At 69.4% G+C, this 19549-nt stretch carries 17 protein-coding genes and 2 pseudogenes; 6 read left to right on the top strand and 13 right to left on the bottom strand.

The features are described from left to right. Positions 1–44: 44 nt before the first annotated feature. From JIX55_RS26500 to JIX55_RS26490, 3 genes are all read right to left on the bottom strand, one after another. Entirely contained in the window at positions 45–734 is a 690-nt protein-coding gene (locus JIX55_RS26500) for a hypothetical protein (RefSeq protein WP_257565762.1), read from the bottom strand. A gap of 164 nt (positions 735–898) precedes the next feature. Further along, complete coding sequence (locus JIX55_RS26495; RefSeq protein ID WP_257565761.1) at positions 899–1870, bottom strand: pirin family protein; 972 nt, start codon at positions 1868–1870, stop codon at positions 899–901. Positions 1871–2113: 243 nt separating this feature from the next. Continuing rightward, on the bottom strand, positions 2114–2605 hold the full coding sequence (locus tag JIX55_RS26490) for an SseB family protein (RefSeq protein WP_257543116.1): 492 nt from the start codon (positions 2603–2605) through the stop codon (positions 2114–2116). A 149-nt stretch (positions 2606–2754) separates the two neighbouring features. On the opposite strand from JIX55_RS26490, the gene JIX55_RS26485 reads away from it, so the two are divergent. The 3 genes from JIX55_RS26485 to JIX55_RS26475 all read left to right on the top strand — a co-directional run bounded on the left by JIX55_RS26485 (position 2755) and on the right by JIX55_RS26475 (position 6403). Beyond that, positions 2755–4596: an acyl-CoA dehydrogenase gene (locus JIX55_RS26485; RefSeq protein WP_257565760.1), complete on the top strand. Its 1842-nt coding sequence runs from the start codon at positions 2755–2757 to the stop codon at positions 4594–4596. A 144-nt stretch (positions 4597–4740) separates the two neighbouring features. Next, positions 4741–6039 (top strand): M18 family aminopeptidase, encoded by a 1299-nt coding sequence (locus JIX55_RS26480; protein WP_257565759.1) that lies wholly within the window; start codon positions 4741–4743, stop codon positions 6037–6039. 127 nt (positions 6040–6166) lie between these two features. Continuing rightward, the gene (locus JIX55_RS26475; protein WP_257543122.1) at positions 6167–6403 is read left to right on the top strand and encodes a DUF6458 family protein; all 237 of its coding nucleotides are present in this window, start codon (positions 6167–6169) and stop codon (positions 6401–6403) included. A 36-nt stretch (positions 6404–6439) separates the two neighbouring features. Here JIX55_RS26475 and JIX55_RS26470 read toward each other — a convergent pair whose 3' ends face one another. Further along, positions 6440–8314 carry a thioredoxin-like domain-containing protein gene (locus JIX55_RS26470; RefSeq protein WP_257565758.1) on the bottom strand — a complete coding sequence of 625 codons (1875 nt, stop codon included), beginning with the start codon at positions 8312–8314 and terminating at the stop codon, positions 6440–6442. Positions 8315–8397: 83 nt separating this feature from the next. Beyond that, positions 8398–8613: pseudogene (locus JIX55_RS26465) on the bottom strand (cupin domain-containing protein); the annotation flags it as partial. Between JIX55_RS26465 and JIX55_RS26460 the strand changes: the two are divergent. After that, positions 8608–9197 (top strand): annotated as a pseudogene (locus JIX55_RS26460) (helix-turn-helix domain-containing protein); the annotation flags it as partial. The pseudogenes JIX55_RS26465 and JIX55_RS26460 overlap by 6 nt on opposite strands. A gap of 290 nt (positions 9198–9487) precedes the next feature. Here JIX55_RS26460 and JIX55_RS26455 read toward each other — a convergent pair. After that, a complete protein-coding gene (locus tag JIX55_RS26455; protein ID WP_257565757.1) occupies positions 9488–10306 on the bottom strand; it encodes a carbon-nitrogen family hydrolase in 819 nt (272 codons plus the stop codon). Between the two features lie 231 nt (positions 10307–10537). Here JIX55_RS26455 and JIX55_RS26450 point away from each other — a divergent pair, with 231 nt between their 5' ends. Then, complete coding sequence (locus tag JIX55_RS26450) at positions 10538–11362, top strand: maleylpyruvate isomerase family mycothiol-dependent enzyme (protein ID WP_257565756.1); 825 nt, start codon at positions 10538–10540, stop codon at positions 11360–11362. A 41-nt stretch (positions 11363–11403) separates the two neighbouring features. Here the strand turns inward: JIX55_RS26450 and JIX55_RS26445 are convergent, their stop codons facing one another. From JIX55_RS26445 to JIX55_RS26430, 4 genes are all read right to left on the bottom strand, one after another. Further along, the gene (locus JIX55_RS26445; protein ID WP_257565755.1) at positions 11404–11541 is read right to left on the bottom strand and encodes a hypothetical protein; all 138 of its coding nucleotides are present in this window, start codon (positions 11539–11541) and stop codon (positions 11404–11406) included. Positions 11542–11688: 147 nt separating this feature from the next. Next, complete coding sequence (locus tag JIX55_RS26440; RefSeq protein ID WP_257565754.1) at positions 11689–11859, bottom strand: hypothetical protein; 171 nt, start codon at positions 11857–11859, stop codon at positions 11689–11691. A gap of 251 nt (positions 11860–12110) precedes the next feature. Further along, the gene (locus JIX55_RS26435; RefSeq protein WP_257565753.1) at positions 12111–13424 is read right to left on the bottom strand and encodes an MFS transporter; all 1314 of its coding nucleotides are present in this window, start codon (positions 13422–13424) and stop codon (positions 12111–12113) included. After that, positions 13421–14083, bottom strand: coding sequence for a GntR family transcriptional regulator (locus JIX55_RS26430; RefSeq protein WP_257565752.1), 663 nt, complete (start codon positions 14081–14083; stop codon positions 13421–13423). The genes JIX55_RS26435 and JIX55_RS26430 overlap by 4 nt, the downstream gene beginning before the upstream one ends. Before the next feature lie 302 nt (positions 14084–14385). Here JIX55_RS26430 and JIX55_RS26425 point away from each other — a divergent pair, with 302 nt between their 5' ends. After that, positions 14386–15222 (top strand): D-alanyl-D-alanine carboxypeptidase family protein, encoded by an 837-nt coding sequence (locus JIX55_RS26425; RefSeq protein ID WP_443046723.1) that lies wholly within the window; start codon positions 14386–14388, stop codon positions 15220–15222. A 102-nt stretch (positions 15223–15324) separates the two neighbouring features. On the opposite strand, the gene JIX55_RS26420 is transcribed toward JIX55_RS26425, so the two are convergent. From JIX55_RS26420 to pdhA, 3 genes are read right to left on the bottom strand one after another with little or no spacing between them, the layout of a single operon-like run. After that, positions 15325–16797: a dihydrolipoamide acetyltransferase family protein gene (locus JIX55_RS26420; protein ID WP_257565750.1), complete on the bottom strand. Its 1473-nt coding sequence runs from the start codon at positions 16795–16797 to the stop codon at positions 15325–15327. An 11-nt stretch (positions 16798–16808) separates the two neighbouring features. After that, positions 16809–17813 carry an alpha-ketoacid dehydrogenase subunit beta gene (locus JIX55_RS26415; protein WP_257565749.1) on the bottom strand — a complete coding sequence of 335 codons (1005 nt, stop codon included), beginning with the start codon at positions 17811–17813 and terminating at the stop codon, positions 16809–16811. 2 nt (positions 17814–17815) lie between these two features. Next, positions 17816–19033: a pyruvate dehydrogenase (acetyl-transferring) E1 component subunit alpha gene (gene pdhA / locus JIX55_RS26410; protein ID WP_257565748.1), complete on the bottom strand. Its 1218-nt coding sequence runs from the start codon at positions 19031–19033 to the stop codon at positions 17816–17818. Positions 19034–19549 lie beyond the last annotated feature (516 nt).

Genomic DNA, 19549 nt, shown 5'->3' with positions numbered 1-19549 from the left:
CCAAGTTGCGGCTTCGGGCCGAGTCGTACCGTATCGGAATTCAGCTACTCCCCGGACGGCGAACGCACCACAAGCACCACCCCCGCCACCACCGTCCACACCGCCATGAGGAGCACCGTCAGCCACGCGCTGAACGGTCCCGCCAGGCACAGCACCGCGATGACGAACCCGAACCAGCCGAGCCAGGCCGGCAGCGACCGGGTCGTGACGGACACGCGCCACACCGCGAACAGCAGGACGGCCGCGGCGACCATGGCGGCGACGAACCCGGCGTAGGAGACGTCCATCAGCAGCATGGCCACCATCGCCGTCCCCGGCCCCACCAGGAACGTCTCCGTGTGGTTGGCGGAGATCGCGTAGACGGCCCCGGCGATCGTCGCGATCATGACGAGCACGACGAACGCGGTCCCGCCGACGAGCACCAGGTTGGACCGGGTCCCGGCGAGACGGGCGAGCGCGGCCAGGAACCAGAGGAAGAGCAGGGTCGCGGCCAGCATCACCAGGGTCATGGCCTCGGTGAGGTCGAGGTTGCCCCCGTCGCGGTAGAAGGCGACCGTGTCCCGGAGTCCGTCCGAACCGTCGTAGTCCGGACTGTTGCCATAGCCCACGATCAGCGCGACCAGCATCAGTACGCCGGACGCGATCCCGGCGATACCGGGCCAGAGGTTTCTTCGAGGGGGCTCGTCCGCGCCGAGCTGAGGCGCCGTCGGCGATGTCGGTGTCGGAATCGTCATACCGGCCTCCCACGCGATGAGACTCACGTGAGGGTCCCGATTCGGGACTCTTCTCCAGTATGCGCAGTACATAGCTGTACATACCTCTTGTCTCACACCGAGAGGCCCCTGCCCGTCGACGGGCAGGGGCCTCTCGGTAACCGAAGCCGGAGAGACGGTGAGTCTCAGAGGCCACCCTCAGTCATCCCGTGAACCGCCGGAACCGTCCCCAGCCGTCCCTTCTGGAAGTCCTCGAACGCCTGCTGAAGCTCCGCGCGGGTGTTCATGACGAACGGGCCGTAGTGGGCCATGGGCTCACGGATCGGCTGGCCGCCGAGGAGGACGATCTCCAGGTCGGGCGCGTGGGAGTCCTGCTGCTCGTCCGCGCGGAAGGTGATCGAGGAACCGGCACCGAAGACGGCCGTCTGGCCGAGGTGGATCGGGCGCCGGTCCGCACCGACGCTGCCGCGCCCGGCGAGGACGTACGCGAGGGCGTTGAAGTCCTCGCGCCACGGCAGGGTGATCTCCGCGCCCGGCGCGACCGTCGCGTGGAGCAGGGTGATCGGGGTGTGGGTGATACCCGGGCCCTCGTGACCGTCCAGCTCACCGGCGATGACGCGGAGCAGCGCGCCGCCGTCGGGGGTGGTGAGGAGCTGGACCTGGCCGCCGCGGATGTCCTGGTACTTCGGGGCCATCATCTTGTCCCTGGCCGGGAGGTTCACCCACAGCTGGATGCCGTGGAAGAGACCGCCGGACGTGACGAGGGACTCCGGCGGCGCCTCGATGTGGAGGAGGCCCGAACCGGCCGTCATCCACTGGGTGTCACCGTTGGTGATGGTGCCGCCACCGCCATGGCTGTCCTGGTGGTCGAAGACACCGTCGATGATGTACGTGACGGTCTCGAAGCCGCGGTGGGGGTGCCAGGGCGTGCCCTTCGGCTCTCCCGGCGCGTAGTCCACCTCGCCCATCTGGTCCATCATGATGAACGGGTCGAGGTGGCGGTAGTTGATCCCGGCGAACGCTCGGCGAACCGGGAAGCCCTCGCCCTCGAAACCACTGGGCGCGGTCGTCACGGTCAGCACCGGACGGGCCACCGCGTCGGTCGGCGCGACGACACGGGGCAGGCTCAGCGGGTTCTCGACGGTCACTGCAGGCATGTCGGTACCTCCTTGTGCGCTCAGTTTAGTTGATTATTGAACTTTCTGCCAGCTCCAACGACGAACGCCCGGAGGGCATTCCCTCCAGGCGCTCGAAAGACGTTCGAGAGGCGCCCTCACAGGGGCGCGAAGCCGGCCGGCACGGAGCTACCCGCACATACCGACGCGGAGCTACCCGTATATACCGAAGCGGAGCTATTCATACATACCGACGCGGAGCTACTCGCACATACCGGCGCAGATCTACCCGTACATACGCCGCATCGCGAACTCCACCATCTGCTCCACGGCCTTCGCGTCGAAGACCATCCGGTGCTCCCCCTCCATGTCGAGGACGAAGCCGTAGCCGGTCGGCAGCAGATCGATCACCTCCGCGCCGGTGATCACGAAGTACTTGGACTCCTTGCCGGCGTACCGGCGGAGCTCCTTGAGCGAGGTGAACATCGGGATCACCGGCTGCTGGGTGTTGTGCAGCGCCAGGAACCCGGGGTTGTCGCCGCGCGGGCAGTACACCTTGGACGTCGCGAAGACCTGCTGGAAGTCCTCCGCGGCCATCTGCCCGGTGGTGAAGGCGCGGACCGCGTCCGCGAGGGAGGGTGGGGACGGCTCCGGGTACAGCGGTGGCTGCTGCCCGTAACCGCCCATCGGGCCGCCGGGCATCTGCCCCGGCATCTGCTGCTGCGGCGGCGGGGCGTACTGCTGCTGAGGGCCGGCGCTCTGGTCGTAGCCGTACATGCGGCAAAGCGTAACGAGTCACAGATGACCCGATCGGGGTTGCTTCTTATTACTGATGGGTAGCATCATCGACATCGAAGCTACTTGTTGGTACGTGAACTAGCGCGAGGATCCAGTGCCTCGCCGATCTCTCTTACGGAGCCGTCGCCATGGGGCACTACAAGTCGAATCTCCGCGACATCGAGTTCAACCTCTTCGAGGTCCTCGGGCGCGACAAGCTGTACGGCACCGGCCCGTTCGCGGAGATGGACACGGACACCGCCAAGAGCATCCTGGAGGAGCTGGCCCGTCTCGCGGAGAACGAGCTGGCGGAGTCCTTCACGGATGCCGACCGCAACCCGCCGGTCTTCGACCCGGAGACGAACACCGCTCCGGTCCCGGCCACCTTCAAGAAGAGCTACAAAGCCTTCATGGACTCCGAGTACTGGCGTCTGGGCCTGCCGGAGGAGATCGGCGGCACCACCGCGCCGCGCTCCCTGATCTGGGCGTACGCGGAGCTGCTGCTCGGCGCGAACCCGGCCGTGTGGATGTACGCCTCCGGCCCGGCGTTCGCCGGAATCCTCTACGACGAGGGCAACGACGTACAGAAGAAGATCGCGCAGATCGCGGTCGACAAGACCTGGGGCTCCACCATGGTGCTCACCGAGCCGGACGCCGGCTCGGACGTCGGCGCCGGCCGCACCAAGGCGATCCAGCAGGAGGACGGCTCCTGGCACATCGAGGGCGTCAAGCGCTTCATCACTTCCGGTGAGCACGACATGGAGGAGAACATCCTTCACTACGTGCTGGCCCGCCCCGAGGGCCACGGCCCCGGCACCAAGGGTCTGTCCCTCTTCCTCGTCCCGAAGTACCTCTTCGACTTCGAGACCGGCGAGCTGGGCGAGCGCAACGGCGTCTACGCCACGAACGTCGAGCACAAGATGGGCCTCAAGGCCTCCAACACCTGCGAGATGACCTTCGGCGACCGTCACCCGGCCAAGGGCTGGCTGATCGGCGACAAGCACGACGGCATCCGCCAGATGTTCCGCATCATCGAGTTCGCCCGCATGATGGTCGGCACGAAGGCGATCTCCACGCTGTCGACGGGCTACCTGAACGCCCTCGAGTACGCCAAGGAGCGCGTCCAAGGCCCCGACCTGGCGAACTTCATGGACAAGACCGCGCCCAAGGTCACCATCACGCACCACCCCGACGTCCGCCGCTCGCTGATGACGCAGAAGGCGTACGCGGAGGGCATGCGCGCGCTGGTCCTCTACACGGCCTCCATCCAGGACGAGATCCAGGTCAAGGAGGCGGCGGGCGAGGACATCTCCGCCCTGGAGGCCCTGAACGACCTGCTCCTGCCGATCGTCAAGGGCTACGGCTCCGAGAAGGGCTACGAGCAGCTCGCCCAGTCGCTGCAGACCTTCGGCGGCTCCGGCTTCCTGCAGGAGTACCCGATCGAGCAGTACATCCGCGACGCCAAGATCGACACCCTGTACGAGGGCACCACCGCGATCCAGGGCCAGGACTTCTTCTTCCGGAAGATCGTCCGCAACCAGGGCGCCGCGCTGAACTCCCTCGCCGAGGAGATCAAGAAGTTCCTGGCGCTCGGCGAGGGCGGCGAGCAGCTCGCCGGTGCCCGCGAGCACCTCGCCAAGGCCGCCGTCGAGCTGGAGGCCATCGTCGGCCTGCTGCTCACGGACCTCGCCGCCACCGAGCAGGACGTCAAGAACATCTACAAGGTGGGCCTCAACACCACCCGCCTGCTGATGTCCTCCGGTGACGTGGTCGTCGGCTACCTGCTCCTCAAGGGCGCCGCCGTCGCCGCCGAGAAGCTGGAGACCGCCTCCTCGAAGGCCATGTCTTCCAAGGATGTGGCCTTCTACACCGGCAAGATCGCGGCGGCGAAGTTCTTCGCGGCCAACGTCCTGCCGGGCGTCACCCTCGCCCGCAAGCTCTCCGAGGGCATCGACCTGGACCTGATGGAGCTGGACGAGGCGGCCTTCTAGGCAGCCGCCCCCCGGCCGCACCCCGGTCGTGGCGCCGGACGGACCCTGCCCGGCCGTCCGGCGCCCCTCCCTCCACAGGCTCCCTACGAGGGCCCGCTCCCATCCCCCGGGAGTGGGCCCTCGCACGTCGTTAAGGTGAACCCCATGCGCACACCCCCACGCTTCGATCGCGGCCACACCGACGACCTGATGACGTTTCTGACGAGCAGCCCGTCCCCGTACCACGCGGTGGCGAGCGCCGCGGAACGGCTGGAGAAGGCCGGCTTCCGACAGGTCTCGGAGACGGACGCGTGGGACGGCTCGCTGGGCGGCAAGTACGTGCTGCGCGGCGGCGCGATCATCGCCTGGTACGTGCCGGAGGGCGCCACGCCACACACCCCCTTCCGTATCGTCGGTGCCCACACCGACTCCCCCAATCTGCGGGTGAAACCCCGCCCCGACAGCGGCGCGCACGGCTGGCGCCAGGTCGCCGTCGAGATCTACGGCGGTCCGCTGCTCAACTCCTGGCTCGACCGCGACCTCGGCCTCGCCGGCCGCCTCTCCCTGCGCGACGGCACCAGCCGACTCGTCAACGTCGACAGACCTCTCCTCCGCGTCCCCCAGCTCGCCATCCACCTCGACCGCTCGGTCACCTCCGAGGGCCTCAAGCTCGACAAGCAACGTCACCTCCAGCCCATCTGGGGACTGGGCGACGACGTCAGCGACGGTGACCTGATCGCCTTCCTGGAGGAGGAGCTCGGCCTGCCCTCCGGCGAGGTCACCGGCTGGGACCTGATGACCCACTCCATCGAACCCCCCGCGTACCTGGGCCGCGACAAGGAACTGCTCGCCGGTCCCCGCATGGACAACCTCCTCTCCGTGCACGCCGGTACGGCGGCACTCGCCTCCGTCGCCACCTCCGGCGACGAACTCCCCTACATCCCCGTCCTCGCCGCCTTCGACCACGAGGAGAACGGCTCCCAGTCGGACACCGGCGCCGACGGCCCGCTCCTCGGCGGGGTGCTGGAGCGCTCGGTCTTCGCCCGCGGCGGCGCCTACGAGGACCGGGCGCGTGCCTTCGCAGGCACGGTCTGTCTCTCCTCCGACACCGGGCACGCCGTCCACCCCAACTACGCGGAGCGCCACGACCCGACGCACCACCCTCGCGCGGACGCCGGCCCGATCCTCAAGGTCAACGTCAACAACCGCTACGCCACGGACGGTTCGGGCCGCGCCGTCTTCGCCGCCGCCTGCGAGAAGGCGGGCGTGTCCTTCCAGACCTTCGTCTCCAACAACTCCATGCCCTGCGGCACCACCATCGGCCCCATCACCGCCGCCCGCCACGGCATCCGCACCGTCGACATCGGCGTCGCCATCCTCTCCATGCACAGTGCCCGCGAACTGTGCGGCGCGAAGGACCCGTACCTTCTGGCGAACGCGTTGGTGGCGTTCCTGGCGGGCTAGGGGTGCTTGAAGTCCCGCCCAGCACCCCTAGTTACCGACCGGCCTGTCCGGGTACCCGGTGTCGACCGGTAGGACCGAACGACCGGAACGACCGGCCGACCCAACCGGACACTGGGAGGGAACACTCATGGGCCTGGGCGGGTGCATCATTCTGATCGCCGTGGGAGCCATCCTCACGTTCGCCACCGACTGGGACATGCAAGGGGTCAACCTCGACCTGGTCGGCATCATCTTCATGATCGTCGGGCTTATCGGAGTCGCGACGTTCAGCAGCATCGCCAAGCGGAGGCGGGTGGTGGTGCCGCCCTCGACTCCGGTCATCGACGAAACCCGGCACAACCGCGACGGGTACGGCGGCGTGTGACCGTCCCGGCGGACAGCGGGGCGAGGGCGGGCAGTGTCAGACGCGTCCGTCGATGCCCTTGTCCGCATCGTCCCCGTCGCCCTCGTCCATCCCCGCCAGCACCAGCGACAGCCGGTCCACCCCGCCCTCCGTGAGCCGGACCGGCACGCCCCAGTCCTGCTGGTGGACGTGACAGGCCGGGTACTCGGTGGCCGGGTCGTCGTCGCAGGAGGCCGCCATCGCCGAGACATGGAGCACGCCCTCGGATATGGACGGGTTCAGTTCGAGCGGGCGTGACAGGGGAGTGTCCGCGCCCTCGCCCCGGAGCAGCAGCTCGGGCGGTGTGGAGGAGACGAGCAGACGGGTCGACGGGCCGTACCGCTCGTCGAGCTTCTGCCCCGCCGGAGCCTGGAAGACGACGTCCAACCGCAGGCTGCCGGGGGCGACTTCGGTGGCAGCGCGCTGTGTGCGGTGGGCGACGGCCTCGACCTTCACCGTCTCCTCCGGCAGCCGCAGCCGGGTCAGCCGGTGGCGGGCGGACTCGACGACCACGATGTCGTCCCCGACGAGCACCGCGTCACTCGGTTCTCTCAAGTCCGTGGCGAGCGTGGTGACCTCGCCCGTCGCCGGGTCGTAGCGGCGCAACGCGTGGTTGTACGTGTCGCTGACCGCCACCGAACCGTCGGGCAGGGCGGTGACACCCAACGGATGCTGGAGCAGCGCCTGTTCGGCGGCGCCGTCACGGTGCCCGAAGTCGAACAGCCCGGTCCCGACCGCCGTGTGGACCGCCCCGTCGAGGTCCACCCAACGCAGCGCGGATGTCTCGGAGTCGGCCAGCCAGAGCCGGTCGGCGGTGGCCGCGAGCCCCGAAGGCTGCGCGAACCAGGCCTCGCCGCCCGGCCCGTCCACGAGCCCCTCGTTCGTCGTGCCGGCCGCCACGGCCACGGTGCAGTCCGCCGGGTCGTACGTCCACAGCTGATGGACACCGGCCATCGCGATCCACACCTTGCCGCCGAAGACGGCCACGTCCCACGGCGAGGACAGGTCGATCTCCCACGCGGGTCCGGAGGTCGGCGAGCCCTGCCACCACTGGCGGCCCGTGCCCGCGAGCGTCGCGACATGGCCGGTGGCCGGGTCGAGCCGGCGCAGGGCGTGGTTCACGGAGTCGGCGACAACCACGGCGCCGCTGTCCAGCAACGCCAGCCCCTGCGGCTCGCTGAAGCGGGCGTGCTCCGCGCTGCCGTCCACGAACCCGCGCTCACCGGAGCCGTACCGCCGTACGACGCTCTCGCCGTCCGCCGCCAGCCGGACCAGCTGATGCCGGGTGGTGTCGCTGACGAGGAAATCGCCGTCCGACAGGAGCAGCGCCTTGCCGGGGAAGCGCAGCACCGTCGGCTCGGGGTCCGGCGCCACATACGGCCCGTCGCCGCGCCGCAGCGTGCCCTTGTCCTCGTGCTCGGCCTCCAGCTCGGCGACCAGTCGCTCGATGGCGTGCGCATGGCCCTCGCCCGCGTGCTGCGCGACCACGTACCCTTCCGGGTCGATCACCACGAGCGTCGGCCAGGCCCGTACCGCGTACTGCTTCCAGGTGGCGAGCTCCGGATCGTCGAGCACCGGATGCTCCACCCCGTATCGCTCGACGGCGTCGACCACCGCCCCGTGCTCCGCCTCGTGTGCGAATTTCGGCGAGTGCACCCCGATGACCACCACCGTGTCCCGGTGCTTCTCCTCCAGCTCCCGCAGCTCGTCCAGGACATGCAGACAGTTGATGCAGCAGAACGTCCAGAAATCCAGCAGCACTATCTTCCCCCGCAGGTCAGCGAGGGTGTATCGCTTACCGCCCGTGTTCAGCCAGCCGCCCTTCCCGATCAGCTCGGGGGCGCGGACACGGACACGGCGGGGTGCCGGGTGCTGGGTCGTGGAATCGCTCATGGATCAAGAGTGCCACTTGCCGGCGGCCCGCCCGCGAGCCTGTGGACAACCTCGCGCACGGGCCTGTGGACAACCCTCGCGGGTCAGCTCAGCGCATGCCCCGTCGTCGCATCCACATGGTCCGGAACCTCGTCGTGCCGGTCGCCGACGCTGAGGGTGCCGGTGGGCTCGATGACGAGGATGGCGGCGCGGGCCGGGGCGTACGGCTTGTGCTCGATGCCTCGCGGGACGGTGAAGACCGAGCCCCGGGGCAGGACGACCGTGCGCTCGCCCGCCGGTTCACGCAGGCCGATGCGGAGGCCGGGGTGCTCGACGGACGCCGGGCCACCACACACTGGCGCTGGGCGGAAGCTCTCCGGGAGCCGCATCCGAAGGTCCGGCTGGAACCGGACGTGCTCTACGGGGACGAGGGCGACCTACTGAACTCGGCCGGGAGTGCGGCGTCGCTCGACCTGGGGCTGCACATCTGGCGCCTGGACCACGGCGCGGAGCTCGCCAACGCGGTGAGCCGGCGGCTGGTGTTCGCCGCCCATCGTGACGGCGGGCAGCAGCAGTTCGTGGAGCGGCCCGTGCCGCACGTGCCGGACGAGTCCCTCGGTCCCGTGCTGGCGTGGGCGCAGGAGCGGCTCGACGCACCGATCACGGTCGCGGACCTCGCCGCACGGGCGGCCGTGTCGCCCGCCCCCTGCACCGCCGTTTCCGCGCCCGGCTCGGCACGACACCCCTGGCCTGGCTCATCGGGGAGCGGGTGACTCTGGTCCGGCGGCTCATCGAACGCGGTGAGGAGCGCCTCGACGTGGTCGCCGAGCGCGGCGGACTCGGGACGGCCGCGAACCTCCGCGCGCGGTCGCGTAGGGAGACCGGGCTGAGCCCTTCGGCCTAGAGGCGACGCTTCAAAGCGAGCCCCGGGGCCCGCCTGAAGGCATGAGATTCCTCGTATGCGACCGGCTCCCCGGCTTCGGTGACGATCAGAAGACGTGCGCGAGACTTACGGCCACGACGTCGTACGGCGACGCTGACCCGGCCCTGCTGATCGCCGTCGCGGTATACGTGATCCACCTGGGCGGAGAGGGAGAAGGACGACGACTGGCGGCAGCGGAGAATGGGCGGACGGCCGGAGTCAGCCGGCGAAAGGACGGCCGGTGTCAGCCGCGAAAGGACGGCCAGCAGCGGTCAGCGGCGCGGCGGCTCAAGACCCAACGTCCGGTCCTTCAGCGCCGGGAACTGCTCCCGCGTCGTCGCGACCTTCGTCGGGTCGAAGTCGACCGTGAGGATCTCCTCGTCGGAGCCCGCCTCGGCCAGGACCTCGCCCCAGGGATCGACCACGATCGAGTGACCTGCCTGGGGAACTCCCGCGTGCGTACCGGCGGTTCCGCAGGCGAGGACGTACGCCTGGTTCTCGACCGCCCGCGCCTGGGCCAGCAGCGTCCAGTGGGCACGGCGGCGTTCGGGCCAGCCGGCCGGGATGACGAAGGTCTCGGCGCCGGCGTCGACGAGGCCGCGGAAGAGTTCGGGGAAGCGGAGGTCGTAGCAGGTGGCGACGCCGAGGGTCGTCTCGGGGAGGCGGAGCGTCACGAGTTCCGAGCCCGCGCCCATCAACACCGCCTCGCCCTTGTCGAAGCCGAAGCGGTGGATCTTGCGGTAGGCGGCGGCGAGGTCGCCCGAGGGTGAGAAAACGAGGGAGGTGTTGTAAAGGGGTCCGTCACCCGCGGCGGAGCCGCTGTCGGAATCGGCACGCTCGGGGATCGAGCCCGCATGCAGCCAGACGCCCGCGTCGCTCGCCGCCTTGGCCATCGCCTCGTACGTCGGCCCTTTCAGCGGCTCGGCCGTCGCGGCGAAGGATTCGAACGCGAAGGCGCCCGCGGTCCAGAGCTCAGGGAGGACGACGAGATCGGCACCGGCCTGGTCCCGCACCAGCGACGCCACGCGCCGCCTGCGCGAATCGACCGATTCATCCTCGTCTACGCTGATCTGGATGAGCGAGGCGCGCACACTACCACCGTCCTGGCATTCGAGCCGTCCACACGGGCCTACGATCGTCACACGAAAGCACTGCCGGGGTGCCTCAGAGCAGCGTAACTTAACGTTCCACAGCACCCACTGACAGCCGCCGACGCCCACTCCCCGCCGTCAACGCCGACGCCCCTACTGATATCCGCCCCCCACATACCGATACGCATCGACCGTACTGACAGGTACCGACCGCCCGAGGGGTCCCGTTCCGTGAGTCTGCATCCCACTCTTCAGCCCTACGCCGACGCCTGGACCCACTCCGTGGATGCGATATCCGAGCTGGTGACGCCGCTCGTGGAGGGCGAGTGGAACCGGCGGACGCCATGCCCCGGCTGGTCGGTGCGCGATGTGGTCTCCCATGTCATCGGCCTGGACTGCGAGATGCTCGGCGACCCACGGCCGATCCACACCCTGCCGCGCGACCTGTACCACGTGCGGACCGAGCACCAGCGGTACATGGAGATGCAGGTCGACGCCCGCCGTCACCACACCGCCCCGGAGATGACCTCCGAGCTGGAGTACACGATCATCCGGCGCAACCGCCAGCTGCGGAACGAGTCGCGGGACCCGGGTCACAAGGTGCGTGGCCCGCTGAGCACGGAGCAGACCCTCGAACAGGCCATGCGGAACCGCGCGTTCGACGTGTGGGTCCACGAGCAGGACCTGCGCGCCGCGCTGGGCCAGCCGGGGAATCTGGACTCGCCGGGCGCGTACGTCGTCCGTGACGAGCTGCTCTCCGTACTGCCGAAGGTCGTCGCCGAGGACGCGCAGGCGCCGCGCAGTTCGGCCGTCGTCTTCGACGTGCACGGCCCGGTGGAGTTCCTCCGTACCGTCCGTGTCGACATGCAGGGCCGCGGCACCCTGGAGACCACCCCCGCCCTCGGCCCCGCCGCCACCCTCACCCTCGACTGGGAGACCTACGTCCGGCTGGCCTGCGGCCGCGTGACCGCCGACGTCGTCGCCGACCGGATCAAGGGCGAGGGCGATCCCCACCTGATCGCCGCGATCCTGCGGGCGTTCGCGGTGACCGTGTAGCTCCCGACGGCTCCCGCCCGGCCGCAGCGCGGTGCGTGCGGTCACGCGAGCTGGTCGAAGGCCATCCTCGTCACCATCGCCACCACGACGACCACCAGCACCACCCGGACGAAGCCGGAACCCCGCTTGAGCGCGGTCCCTGAACCGCGCATGGCCCCGGCGACGTTTCCCACAGCCATGCCCAGGCCCAGGGCCCAGGGCCCACAGCACGTTGCCCTGCCAGGCGAACACCGCGAGCGCGCCCAGGTTGGACGAGGCGTTGACGACCTTCGCCGTGGCCGCTCTCTCCAGGAACTGGGTGGCCAGGAGCGTGGTGAAGGAGATGATCAGGAAGGTGGGACGCCGGGGCCGAACACCCCGTCGCAGAAACCGATCCCGACGCCCGCGAGGAGGAGGGCCGTGACACGGCGGCGCCGGGTCACCGCCGCCTCCAGCCGCTGCACGCCGAACGACGGTTTGACCGCCACGAGGAGTGCCACGCCGAAGAGCAGCGCCATGATTGACGGGGCGGAAGTACCCAGTCGGCACGCTCGCCGCGCACAACACGCCCAGGGCGCTGGACGGGACGGCGAGCGCCGCGACCGGCAGAAGTATCGAGCGGTCGAGCCGGTTCCGCCGCTGGTACATGTACACGTCGGTCGCGGTGCCCATCACGGCGGCGACCTCGTTAGTGCATCCGACAAATCAAGACGGCAGCGTCTACAGGAAAGGCTCCTTACGCTGCCGGTTCGCACAAGGTCTTCGCCGCTCAGGCCGGTACGTGCACCGTCTCCACCCGGCTCGCCACCAGGCGTTCCCGCTCACGGCGGGCCGCGCGGCCGCGGAGGCGGAGGATCTGGCTGAGGCCCAGTGCCTGGAGGACGAAGACGGCGGAGAAGGCGACGCGGTAGTCGTCGCCGGTCAGGTCCAAGAGGACGCCGACCGCGAACAGGGTCGTCATGGAGGCGACGAAACCGCCCATGTTGGTGATCCCGGAGGCGGTGCCCTGCCGCTCCGGCGGGTTCGCCGGGCGGGCGAAGTCGAAGCCGAGCATCGAGGCCGGACCGCAGGCGCCCAGGACCGAGCACAGGACGATCAGAAGCCACATCGGCGCGTGCTCGCCGGGGTACAGCAGCGTGGTCGCCCAGACCGCCGCCGTGGCGAGGACCGTGCCGAGCGCCAGCGGAAGCCGCGCCGCGTGGTGCCGGGCGACGATCTGGCCGTACACCAGTCCGACGACCATGTTGGAGAGGACGACGAGGGTCAGCAGTTCACCGGCGGTGCCCCGGCTCAGCCCCTGTGCCTCGACGAGGAACGGCAGCCCCCACAGCAGCAGGAACACCATCGCCGGGAACTGGGTGGTGAAGTGCACCCACAGCCCGAGCCGGGTGCCGGGCTCCCGCCAGGACGCCGCGATCTGGCGCCGGACGTAAGCCGCCCCGTGGTGCGGGAACGGCTCCGGCTCGTGCCCCTCGGGGTGGTCCTTCAGGAACAGCAGGGTCAGGACGAGGACGACGAGCCCGGCGACCGAGCTGCCCGCGAACGCCGCCGTCCAGCCCACCCCGTGCAGCAGCCGGGCCAGCAGCAGCGTCGAGACCAGGTTGCCCGCCATGCCGACCAGGCCCGCCATCTGCGCGACGAGCGGTCCGCGCCGGGCCGGGAACCAGCGGCTGCCCAGCCGCAGCACGCTGATGAACGTCATCGCGTCGCCGCAGCCCAGCAGCGCCCGGGAGGCCAGCGCCGTGCCGTACGACGGCGACAGCGCGAAGCCGATCTGGCCGGCCGTGAACAGCAGAACGCCCAGGGTCAGCACCTTCTTGGTGCCGAGCCGGTCGACCAGCAGGCCGACGGGTATCTGCATGCCCGCGTAGACCAGGAGCTGGAGTATCGAGAAGGTCGACAGGGCGGAGGCGCCCACATGGAAGCGGTCGGCCGCGTCGAGGCCGGCCACCCCCAGCGACGTACGGAAGATGACGGCGACGAAGTAGACGGAGGCGCCCACACCCCAGACGGCGAGGGCGCGGCGGCCGCCGGGCGGGTCCCCGGGCAGGGACCCGGCGGACGAGGATATGGCGGGGCTCAACGGACCTCCCCCCTCGCCAGGTTGGAGAACCAGCTGACATGCCGGTGCACGAGGTCCACGGCCGCCTCCGCGTCGCCCGCGCGCAGCGCCTGGAGGATCTCCTCGTGCTCGGTGAGCGTCTTGGTGATGCGGTCGGGGTGGGCGTGCATCACGGCGACGCCCATGCGCAGTTGCCGGTCGCGGAGCTGGTCGTAGAGGCGGGAGAGGATCTCGTTGCCGCCGCTGCGGACGATCTCGGCGTGGAAGCAGCGGTCGGTCACCGCGGCGCCCGCCAGATCCCCGGCGGCGGCCTGCGCCTTCTGCTGCTCCAGGAGGCTCTCCAGTCGCTCGATCAGCTGCGGCGAGGCCGGCACCGTCTTGCGGACCGCGTGCTCCTCGACCAGCTGCCGGGTCTCGACGACATCGGCGATCTCCTGCGCGGAGACGGGCAGCACCAACGCGCCCTTTTTCGGGTAGAGCTTGATCAGTCCCTCGACCTCGAGCCGCAGCAGCGCTTCCCGCACCGGCGTCCGGGACACCCCGACCGCCTCGGCCAGCTCGCCCTCGGTGAGCAGCGTGCCACCCTCGTAATGACGTTCCAGCACACCCTGTTTGACGTGGGCGTAGACACGGTCGGCGGCGGGCGGCTGCTTCACGGCGGGGGCTGGGGCGGAGGGCATGCCCACAGCATAGATACAACGTGTACCCATCGCCGCTCCCGTCCACGATCCGGGACAGTAACCCCACGCATGACCCGTCAGGGGCTGTGAGATGGACTTGAATTGACCCCTGCCTCACTCGGCGCACAACCTTTTGTGCTACTCACTTGTCACACGAGAAGCGGCCCTGCTTGCCCGCAACCCGGAGCCCAAGTGGCCGCGCTCCACAGACATTTGACGCAATCGGGGTACTTGACTTGATTACCGCCATAAAGGGCGCACGTGTCCGCAGAGCCGCTGCAGTCGTCGTGACCACCGGTGCGATGATCGCGACCGGGGTCATCGGCTCCGCTCCCGCGCAGGCCGCCGTCGCGAAGCCCACGATCACCGCCAAGGGCGGGTTCGTGATGAACAACGGCACCGGCAAGAGCCTGTACACCAAGGCCGCCGACACCAGGCGCTCCACCGGCTCGACGACCAAGATCATGACGGCGCTGGTAGTGCTCAGCCAGTCGAACCTGAACCTGAACAGCAAGGTCACGGTCCAGAAGGCGTACAGCGACTACATCGTCGACAACAATTTCGCTTCCAATGCCAAGCTGATCGTCGGCGACAAGGTGACCGTCCGTCAGCTGCTGTACGGGCTGATGCTGCCGTCCGGCTGCGACGCCGCCTACGCGCTGGCCGACAAGTTCGGCACCGGCTCGACCCGCGCGGCCCGCGTGAAGTCCTTCATCTCCAAGATGAACGCCAAGGCCAAGAGCCTCGGCCTGAAGAACACGCGCTTCGACTCCTTCGACGGCATCGGCAAGGGCAACAACTACTCGACGCCGCGCGACCTGACGAAGCTCGCCAGCGCCGCGATGAAGAACTCCACGTTCAAGACGGTCGTGAAGACGAAGTCGTACACGGCCAAGACGATCACGAAGTCCGGCGCCACCCGCACGATGTCGCCGTGGACGAACACCAACCCGCTGCTGGGCTCCTACAGCGGCACCATCGGCGTGAAGACCGGTTCGGGCCCCGAGTCCAAGTTCTGCCTGGTCTTCGCAGCCACCCGCAACGGCAAGACGGTCATCGGCACCGTCCTCGCCTCCTCCACGATCGACAACCGCGCGGTGGACGCCAAGAAGCTCCTGAACTACAGCTGGAAGGTCTGACCCTCCCGGTACGACAAGGGGGACCACCGCTCACCAGCGGCGGTCCCCCTTCGTCGTATTGGCGACCGGTCCCTTCACAGGGAGCCTATCCAGTCGACGGCCTCAAGCCCACGTGATCAACCTCTTCGGCTGCTCCAGAATCGCCGCCACGTCCGCCAGAACCTTCGAGCCCAATTCCCCGTCCACCAGCCGGTGGTCGAAGGACAGCGCCAGCGTGGTGACCTGTCGGGGCTTCACCTTGCCCTTGTGGACCCACGGCTGGAGCTTGATCGAGCCGACCGCGAGGATCGCGGACTCGCCCGGGTTCAGGATCGGCGTGCCGGTGTCGATGCCGAAGACGCCGACGTTGGTGATGGTGACCGTGCCGCCCTGCATGGCGGCCGGGGAGGTCCGGCCCTCCTTGGCCGTCGACACCAGCTCGCCCAGCGACTCGGCCAGCTGCGGCAGCGTCTTGGCGTGGGCGTCCTTGATGTTCGGGACGATCAGGCCGCGCGGAGTGGCGGCCGCGATGCCCAGGTTCACGTAGTGCTTGAGGACGATCTCCTGGGCGGCCTCGTCCCAGGAGGCGTTGATGTCCGGGTTGCGCTTGACCGCGACCAGCAAGGCCTTGGCGATCAGGAGGAGCGGGTTCACCCGCAGCCCCCGCATCCCGAACTCGTCGGACCGCTTCAGCTCCTCGACCAGCTTCATCGTGCGGGTCACGTCGACGGTCACGAACTCGGTGACATGCGGCGCGGTGAACGCCGAGCCGACCATCGCCGCCGCCGTCGCCTTCCGGACACCCTTGACCGGGATACGGGTCTCGCGCGCACCGTCGTACGAGACCACCGGCGCCGGGGCGACGGCAGGCGCGGCGGCGGCCGTGGGCGCCTCCACCACGGGCTCGGGCGCCTTCGGCGGGGCCACCGCCGCGTGGACGTCCTCGCGGGTGATGATCCCGTCCGGGCCGGACGGCGTGATCGTCGCCAGGTCCACGCCGAGGTCCTTGGCCAGCTTGCGCACCGGCGGCTTCGCCAGCGGCCGCTGCCCGCCGGGGGCGTGGCCGTGCCCGTTCAGCTCGCCTTGGATGCCCTGGATCGCGGTGGCCGCGTACAAGGTGTCCTCGGCGGGCGCGGCGGCGGCCGGGACGCCCTTGCGGGGCCGGCGCTTCGTGGACGACTCGGCGACCCCGTAACCGACGAGGACCGGCTTGCGGCCCTCGGGCTTCTTGGCCGCCGGCTCCGCCGCGGGCGCGGGCTTCGCCGCGGACCCGGCGGGCGCGGCCTCCTCGGCCGGAGCCGAAACCGGTGCCGGAGCCGTTGCCGGGGCGCCGCCGCCCGCCACGGCCACCGCGATGATCGACGTGCCGACGTCGACCGTGGTGCCCTCGGGGAAGTGCAGTTCGCGCACGACACCGTCGTACGGGATGGGCAGTTCGACGGCGGCCTTGGCCGTCTCGACCTCGCAGACGACCTGGCCGTCGGTGACGGTGTCACCGGGCTGGACGTACCACTTGAGGATCTCGGCCTCGGTGAGTCCCTCGCCCACGTCGGGCATCTTGAACTCGCGCAGAGACGTGTCTGTCATCGTCGTCACGGACCTCTCCCTCAGTACGCCAGCGAGCGGTCGACGGCGTCGAGCACCCGGTCCAGATTCGGCAGGTACTCCTCCTCCAGGCGGGCCGGCGGATACGGGGCGTGGTACCCCCCGACCCGGAGGACGGGGGCCTCCAGGTGGTAGAAGCACCGCTCGGTGATGCGGGCGGCGATCTCCGCGCCCGAGCCGAAGAACACCGGCGCCTCATGGACCACGATCAGTCGGCGGGTCCTCTCGACGGAGGCCTGGATGGAGTCGAAGTCGAGCGGGGAGACGGACCTCAGGTCCAGGACCTCCAGGGCCCTGCCCTCCTCGGCGGCCGCGTCGGCGACCTCCTGGCAGAGCTTCACCATCGGGCCGTACGCGGCGAGCGTGAGGTCGGTGCCCTCGCGGACGACGCGGGCCTTGTGCAACGGGCCGGGGATGGCCTCGGGGTTGACCTCGGCCTTGTCCCAGTAGCGGCGCTTCGGCTCGAAGAAGATCACCGGGTCGTCGCTCTGGATGGCCTGCTGCATCATCCAGTAGGCGTCCGACGCGTTCGACGGCGAGACCACCTTCAGGCCCGCCACGTGCGCGAACAGCGCCTCCGGGGACTCGGAGTGGTGCTCGACCGCGCCGATGCCGCCGCCGTAGGGGATACGGACGACGACGGGGAGCTTGACCTTGCCCAGCGAGCGGGCGTGCATCTTGGCGAGCTGGGTGACGATCTGGTCGTACGCGGGAAAGACGAAGCCGTCGAACTGAATTTCGACCACCGGGCGGTAGCCCCGCAGGGCGAGGCCGATGGCGGTGCCGACGATGCCCGACTCCGCGAGCGGGGTGTCGATCACCCGGTCCTCGCCGAAGTCCTTCTGGAGGCCGTCCGTCACCCGGAACACACCGCCGAGCTTGCCGACGTCCTCGCCCATGACGAGGACCTTGGGGTCGGCTTCGAGGGCCCTGCGCAGCGATTCGTTGATCGCCTTGGCGAGCGCCAGGCTCTTCACGGCCGGCTGCGCGGCTGTCTGCGTGGTCATCGCTACTTGCCCTCCTCTTCGTCCACATCGGCGAACGACGCCTGGTACGCGGCGAACTGGGCGCGCTCCTCGTCCACGAGCGCGTGTCCGTCCGCGTACGCGTTCTCGAAGATGGCGAAGTGGTCCGGGTCGGGCATGGCACGCACCACTTCGCGCACTCGCCTTCCCAACGCCTCGCTCTCCGCTTCGAGTTCCGCGAAGAATCCCTCGTTCGTGTCCGTTTCGGACTCAAGGTAACCGCGCAGACGCGCAATCGGGTCCTTGGCCTCCCAGGCCACCCGCTCGTCGTCGTGGCGGTAGCGGGTGGGGTCGTCGGAGGTGGTGTGGGCGCCCATGCGGTACGTGTACGCCTCGACCAGGGTGGGGCCCTCACCCTGGCGGGCGCGCTCCAGCGCCCACTTGGTGACCGCGAGACAGGCGAGGACGTCGTTGCCGTCGACGCGGACGCCCGGGAAGCCGAAGCCCTGGGCGCGCTGGTACAGGGGCACGCGGGTCTGCTTCTCCGTGGGCTCCGAGATGGCCCACTGGTTGTTCTGGCAGAAGAAGACGACCGGCGCGTTGTAGACCGCGGAGAACGTGAACGCCTCGGCGACGTCGCCCTGGCTGGAGGCGCCGTCACCGAAGTAGGCGATGACCGCCGAGTCGGCGCCGTCCTTGGCGATACCCATGGCGTAGCCCGTGGCGTGCAGCGTCTGGGAGCCGATGACGATCGTGTAGAGGTGGAAGTTGTTGCTGTTCGGGTCCCAGCCGCCGTTGTTCACGCCGCGGAACATGCCGAGCAGATTGGTCGGGTCGACGCCGCGGCACCAGGCGACGCCGTGTTCGCGGTAGGTCGGGAAGACGTAGTCGTCCTCGCGGGTGGCCCGCCCGGAGCCGATCTGGGCGGCCTCCTGGCCGAGCAGCGAGGCCCACAGGCCCAGCTCGCCCTGGCGCTGCAGGGAGGTGGCCTCGGCGTCGAAGCGACGGGTCAGCACCATGTCGCGGTACAGACCACGCAGCTCGTCGGCGGTGATGTCGGCGACGAACGGGTCGTACTCGGCGTTCTTGACGCGCTTGCCCTCAGGGGTCAGCAGCTGAACGAGTTCGGGCCGGCCGTCGGCCGGCTTCTTCGCAGTGGCGCGCCTGGTACCGGTGGTGCCGGCCGCCTTGCTGCCGGTGGTGCCGGTCTTGCCTGCGGCGCTGCGTCGCGGCTTGCGCGCGGCAGTGCTCTCCACGGTCACGTGTGCTCCTCCGTCGGTCCGGCCCCCAGGGTTGCCGGGTGACCAGTGCGGTCGCCTGATCCCGGAAACCCGTGCACGGGGTGGGTGCCCTTGGCCGGGAACAGACGTGACAGGTGCCCCGGCGAGCGCCCTGCACAAGGCACGTTACCCAGTGCTTCACATTCCTGTGAAACCCCCACTGACCTGCGATTTTCCTTGGATTTCCAAGTAATTCGGTACTAGGGGGTCCAAGTAAGTCGCGTCCGTCGGGAACAGCCGCTGGTCACAGCACTGGTTACAGGCCTGGCAGGGGGCCGGAACACGGGCACGTTATCCCGGCCACCCCGGCCACGGGAAGAGTTCGCCCGGACCGAGCCCGGAGATCGCCCAGGAGAATTGCTCCATCCGGGGAGACGGCGAATTCAGGGCATATATCTGTGCGTCGAGCCGCAGTTCGGGTCTATGCACTCTGTGATCGGTAACGACTGTCTGTGACAAGCCTGAGGTCAGCGGTTCGGCGCGTGCCCTAACATCTGG

The organism is Streptomyces sp. DSM 40750 (genome assembly GCF_024612035.1).
In the GTDB taxonomy this organism is placed as follows: Bacteria; Actinomycetota; Actinomycetes; order Streptomycetales; family Streptomycetaceae; genus Streptomyces.
The sequence above is the reverse complement of the archived record's forward strand: the minus strand, read 5'-3'. Positions and strand labels throughout refer to the sequence as shown.

What these genes read in the sequence shown, in the direction of transcription:
- JIX55_RS26430 (WP_257565752.1), bottom strand. Translation starts at nt 14,083, where the DNA reads ATGCCCTCCGCCCCAGCCCCCGCCGTGAAGCAGCCGCCCGCCGCCGAC.
- JIX55_RS26490 (WP_257543116.1), bottom strand. Translation starts at nt 2,605, where the DNA reads ATGTACGGCTACGACCAGAGCGCCGGCCCTCAGCAGCAGTACGCCCCG.
- JIX55_RS26425 (WP_443046723.1), top strand. Translation starts at nt 14,386, where the DNA reads ATGATCGCGACCGGGGTCATCGGCTCCGCTCCCGCGCAGGCCGCCGTC.
- JIX55_RS26500 (WP_257565762.1), bottom strand. Translation starts at nt 734, where the DNA reads ATGACGATTCCGACACCGACATCGCCGACGGCGCCTCAGCTCGGCGCG.
- JIX55_RS26415 (WP_257565749.1), bottom strand. Translation starts at nt 17,813, where the DNA reads ATGACCACGCAGACAGCCGCGCAGCCGGCCGTGAAGAGCCTGGCGCTC.
- JIX55_RS26485 (WP_257565760.1), top strand. Translation starts at nt 2,755, where the DNA reads ATGGGGCACTACAAGTCGAATCTCCGCGACATCGAGTTCAACCTCTTC.
- JIX55_RS26440 (WP_257565754.1), bottom strand. Translation starts at nt 11,859, where the DNA reads ATGGCGCTGCTCTTCGGCGTGGCACTCCTCGTGGCGGTCAAACCGTCG.
- JIX55_RS26495 (WP_257565761.1), bottom strand. Translation starts at nt 1,870, where the DNA reads ATGCCTGCAGTGACCGTCGAGAACCCGCTGAGCCTGCCCCGTGTCGTC.
- JIX55_RS26480 (WP_257565759.1), top strand. Translation starts at nt 4,741, where the DNA reads ATGCGCACACCCCCACGCTTCGATCGCGGCCACACCGACGACCTGATG.
- JIX55_RS26475 (WP_257543122.1), top strand. Translation starts at nt 6,167, where the DNA reads ATGGGCCTGGGCGGGTGCATCATTCTGATCGCCGTGGGAGCCATCCTC.
- JIX55_RS26445 (WP_257565755.1), bottom strand. Translation starts at nt 11,541, where the DNA reads ATGGCTGTGGGAAACGTCGCCGGGGCCATGCGCGGTTCAGGGACCGCG.
- JIX55_RS26470 (WP_257565758.1), bottom strand. Translation starts at nt 8,314, where the DNA reads ATGAGCGATTCCACGACCCAGCACCCGGCACCCCGCCGTGTCCGTGTC.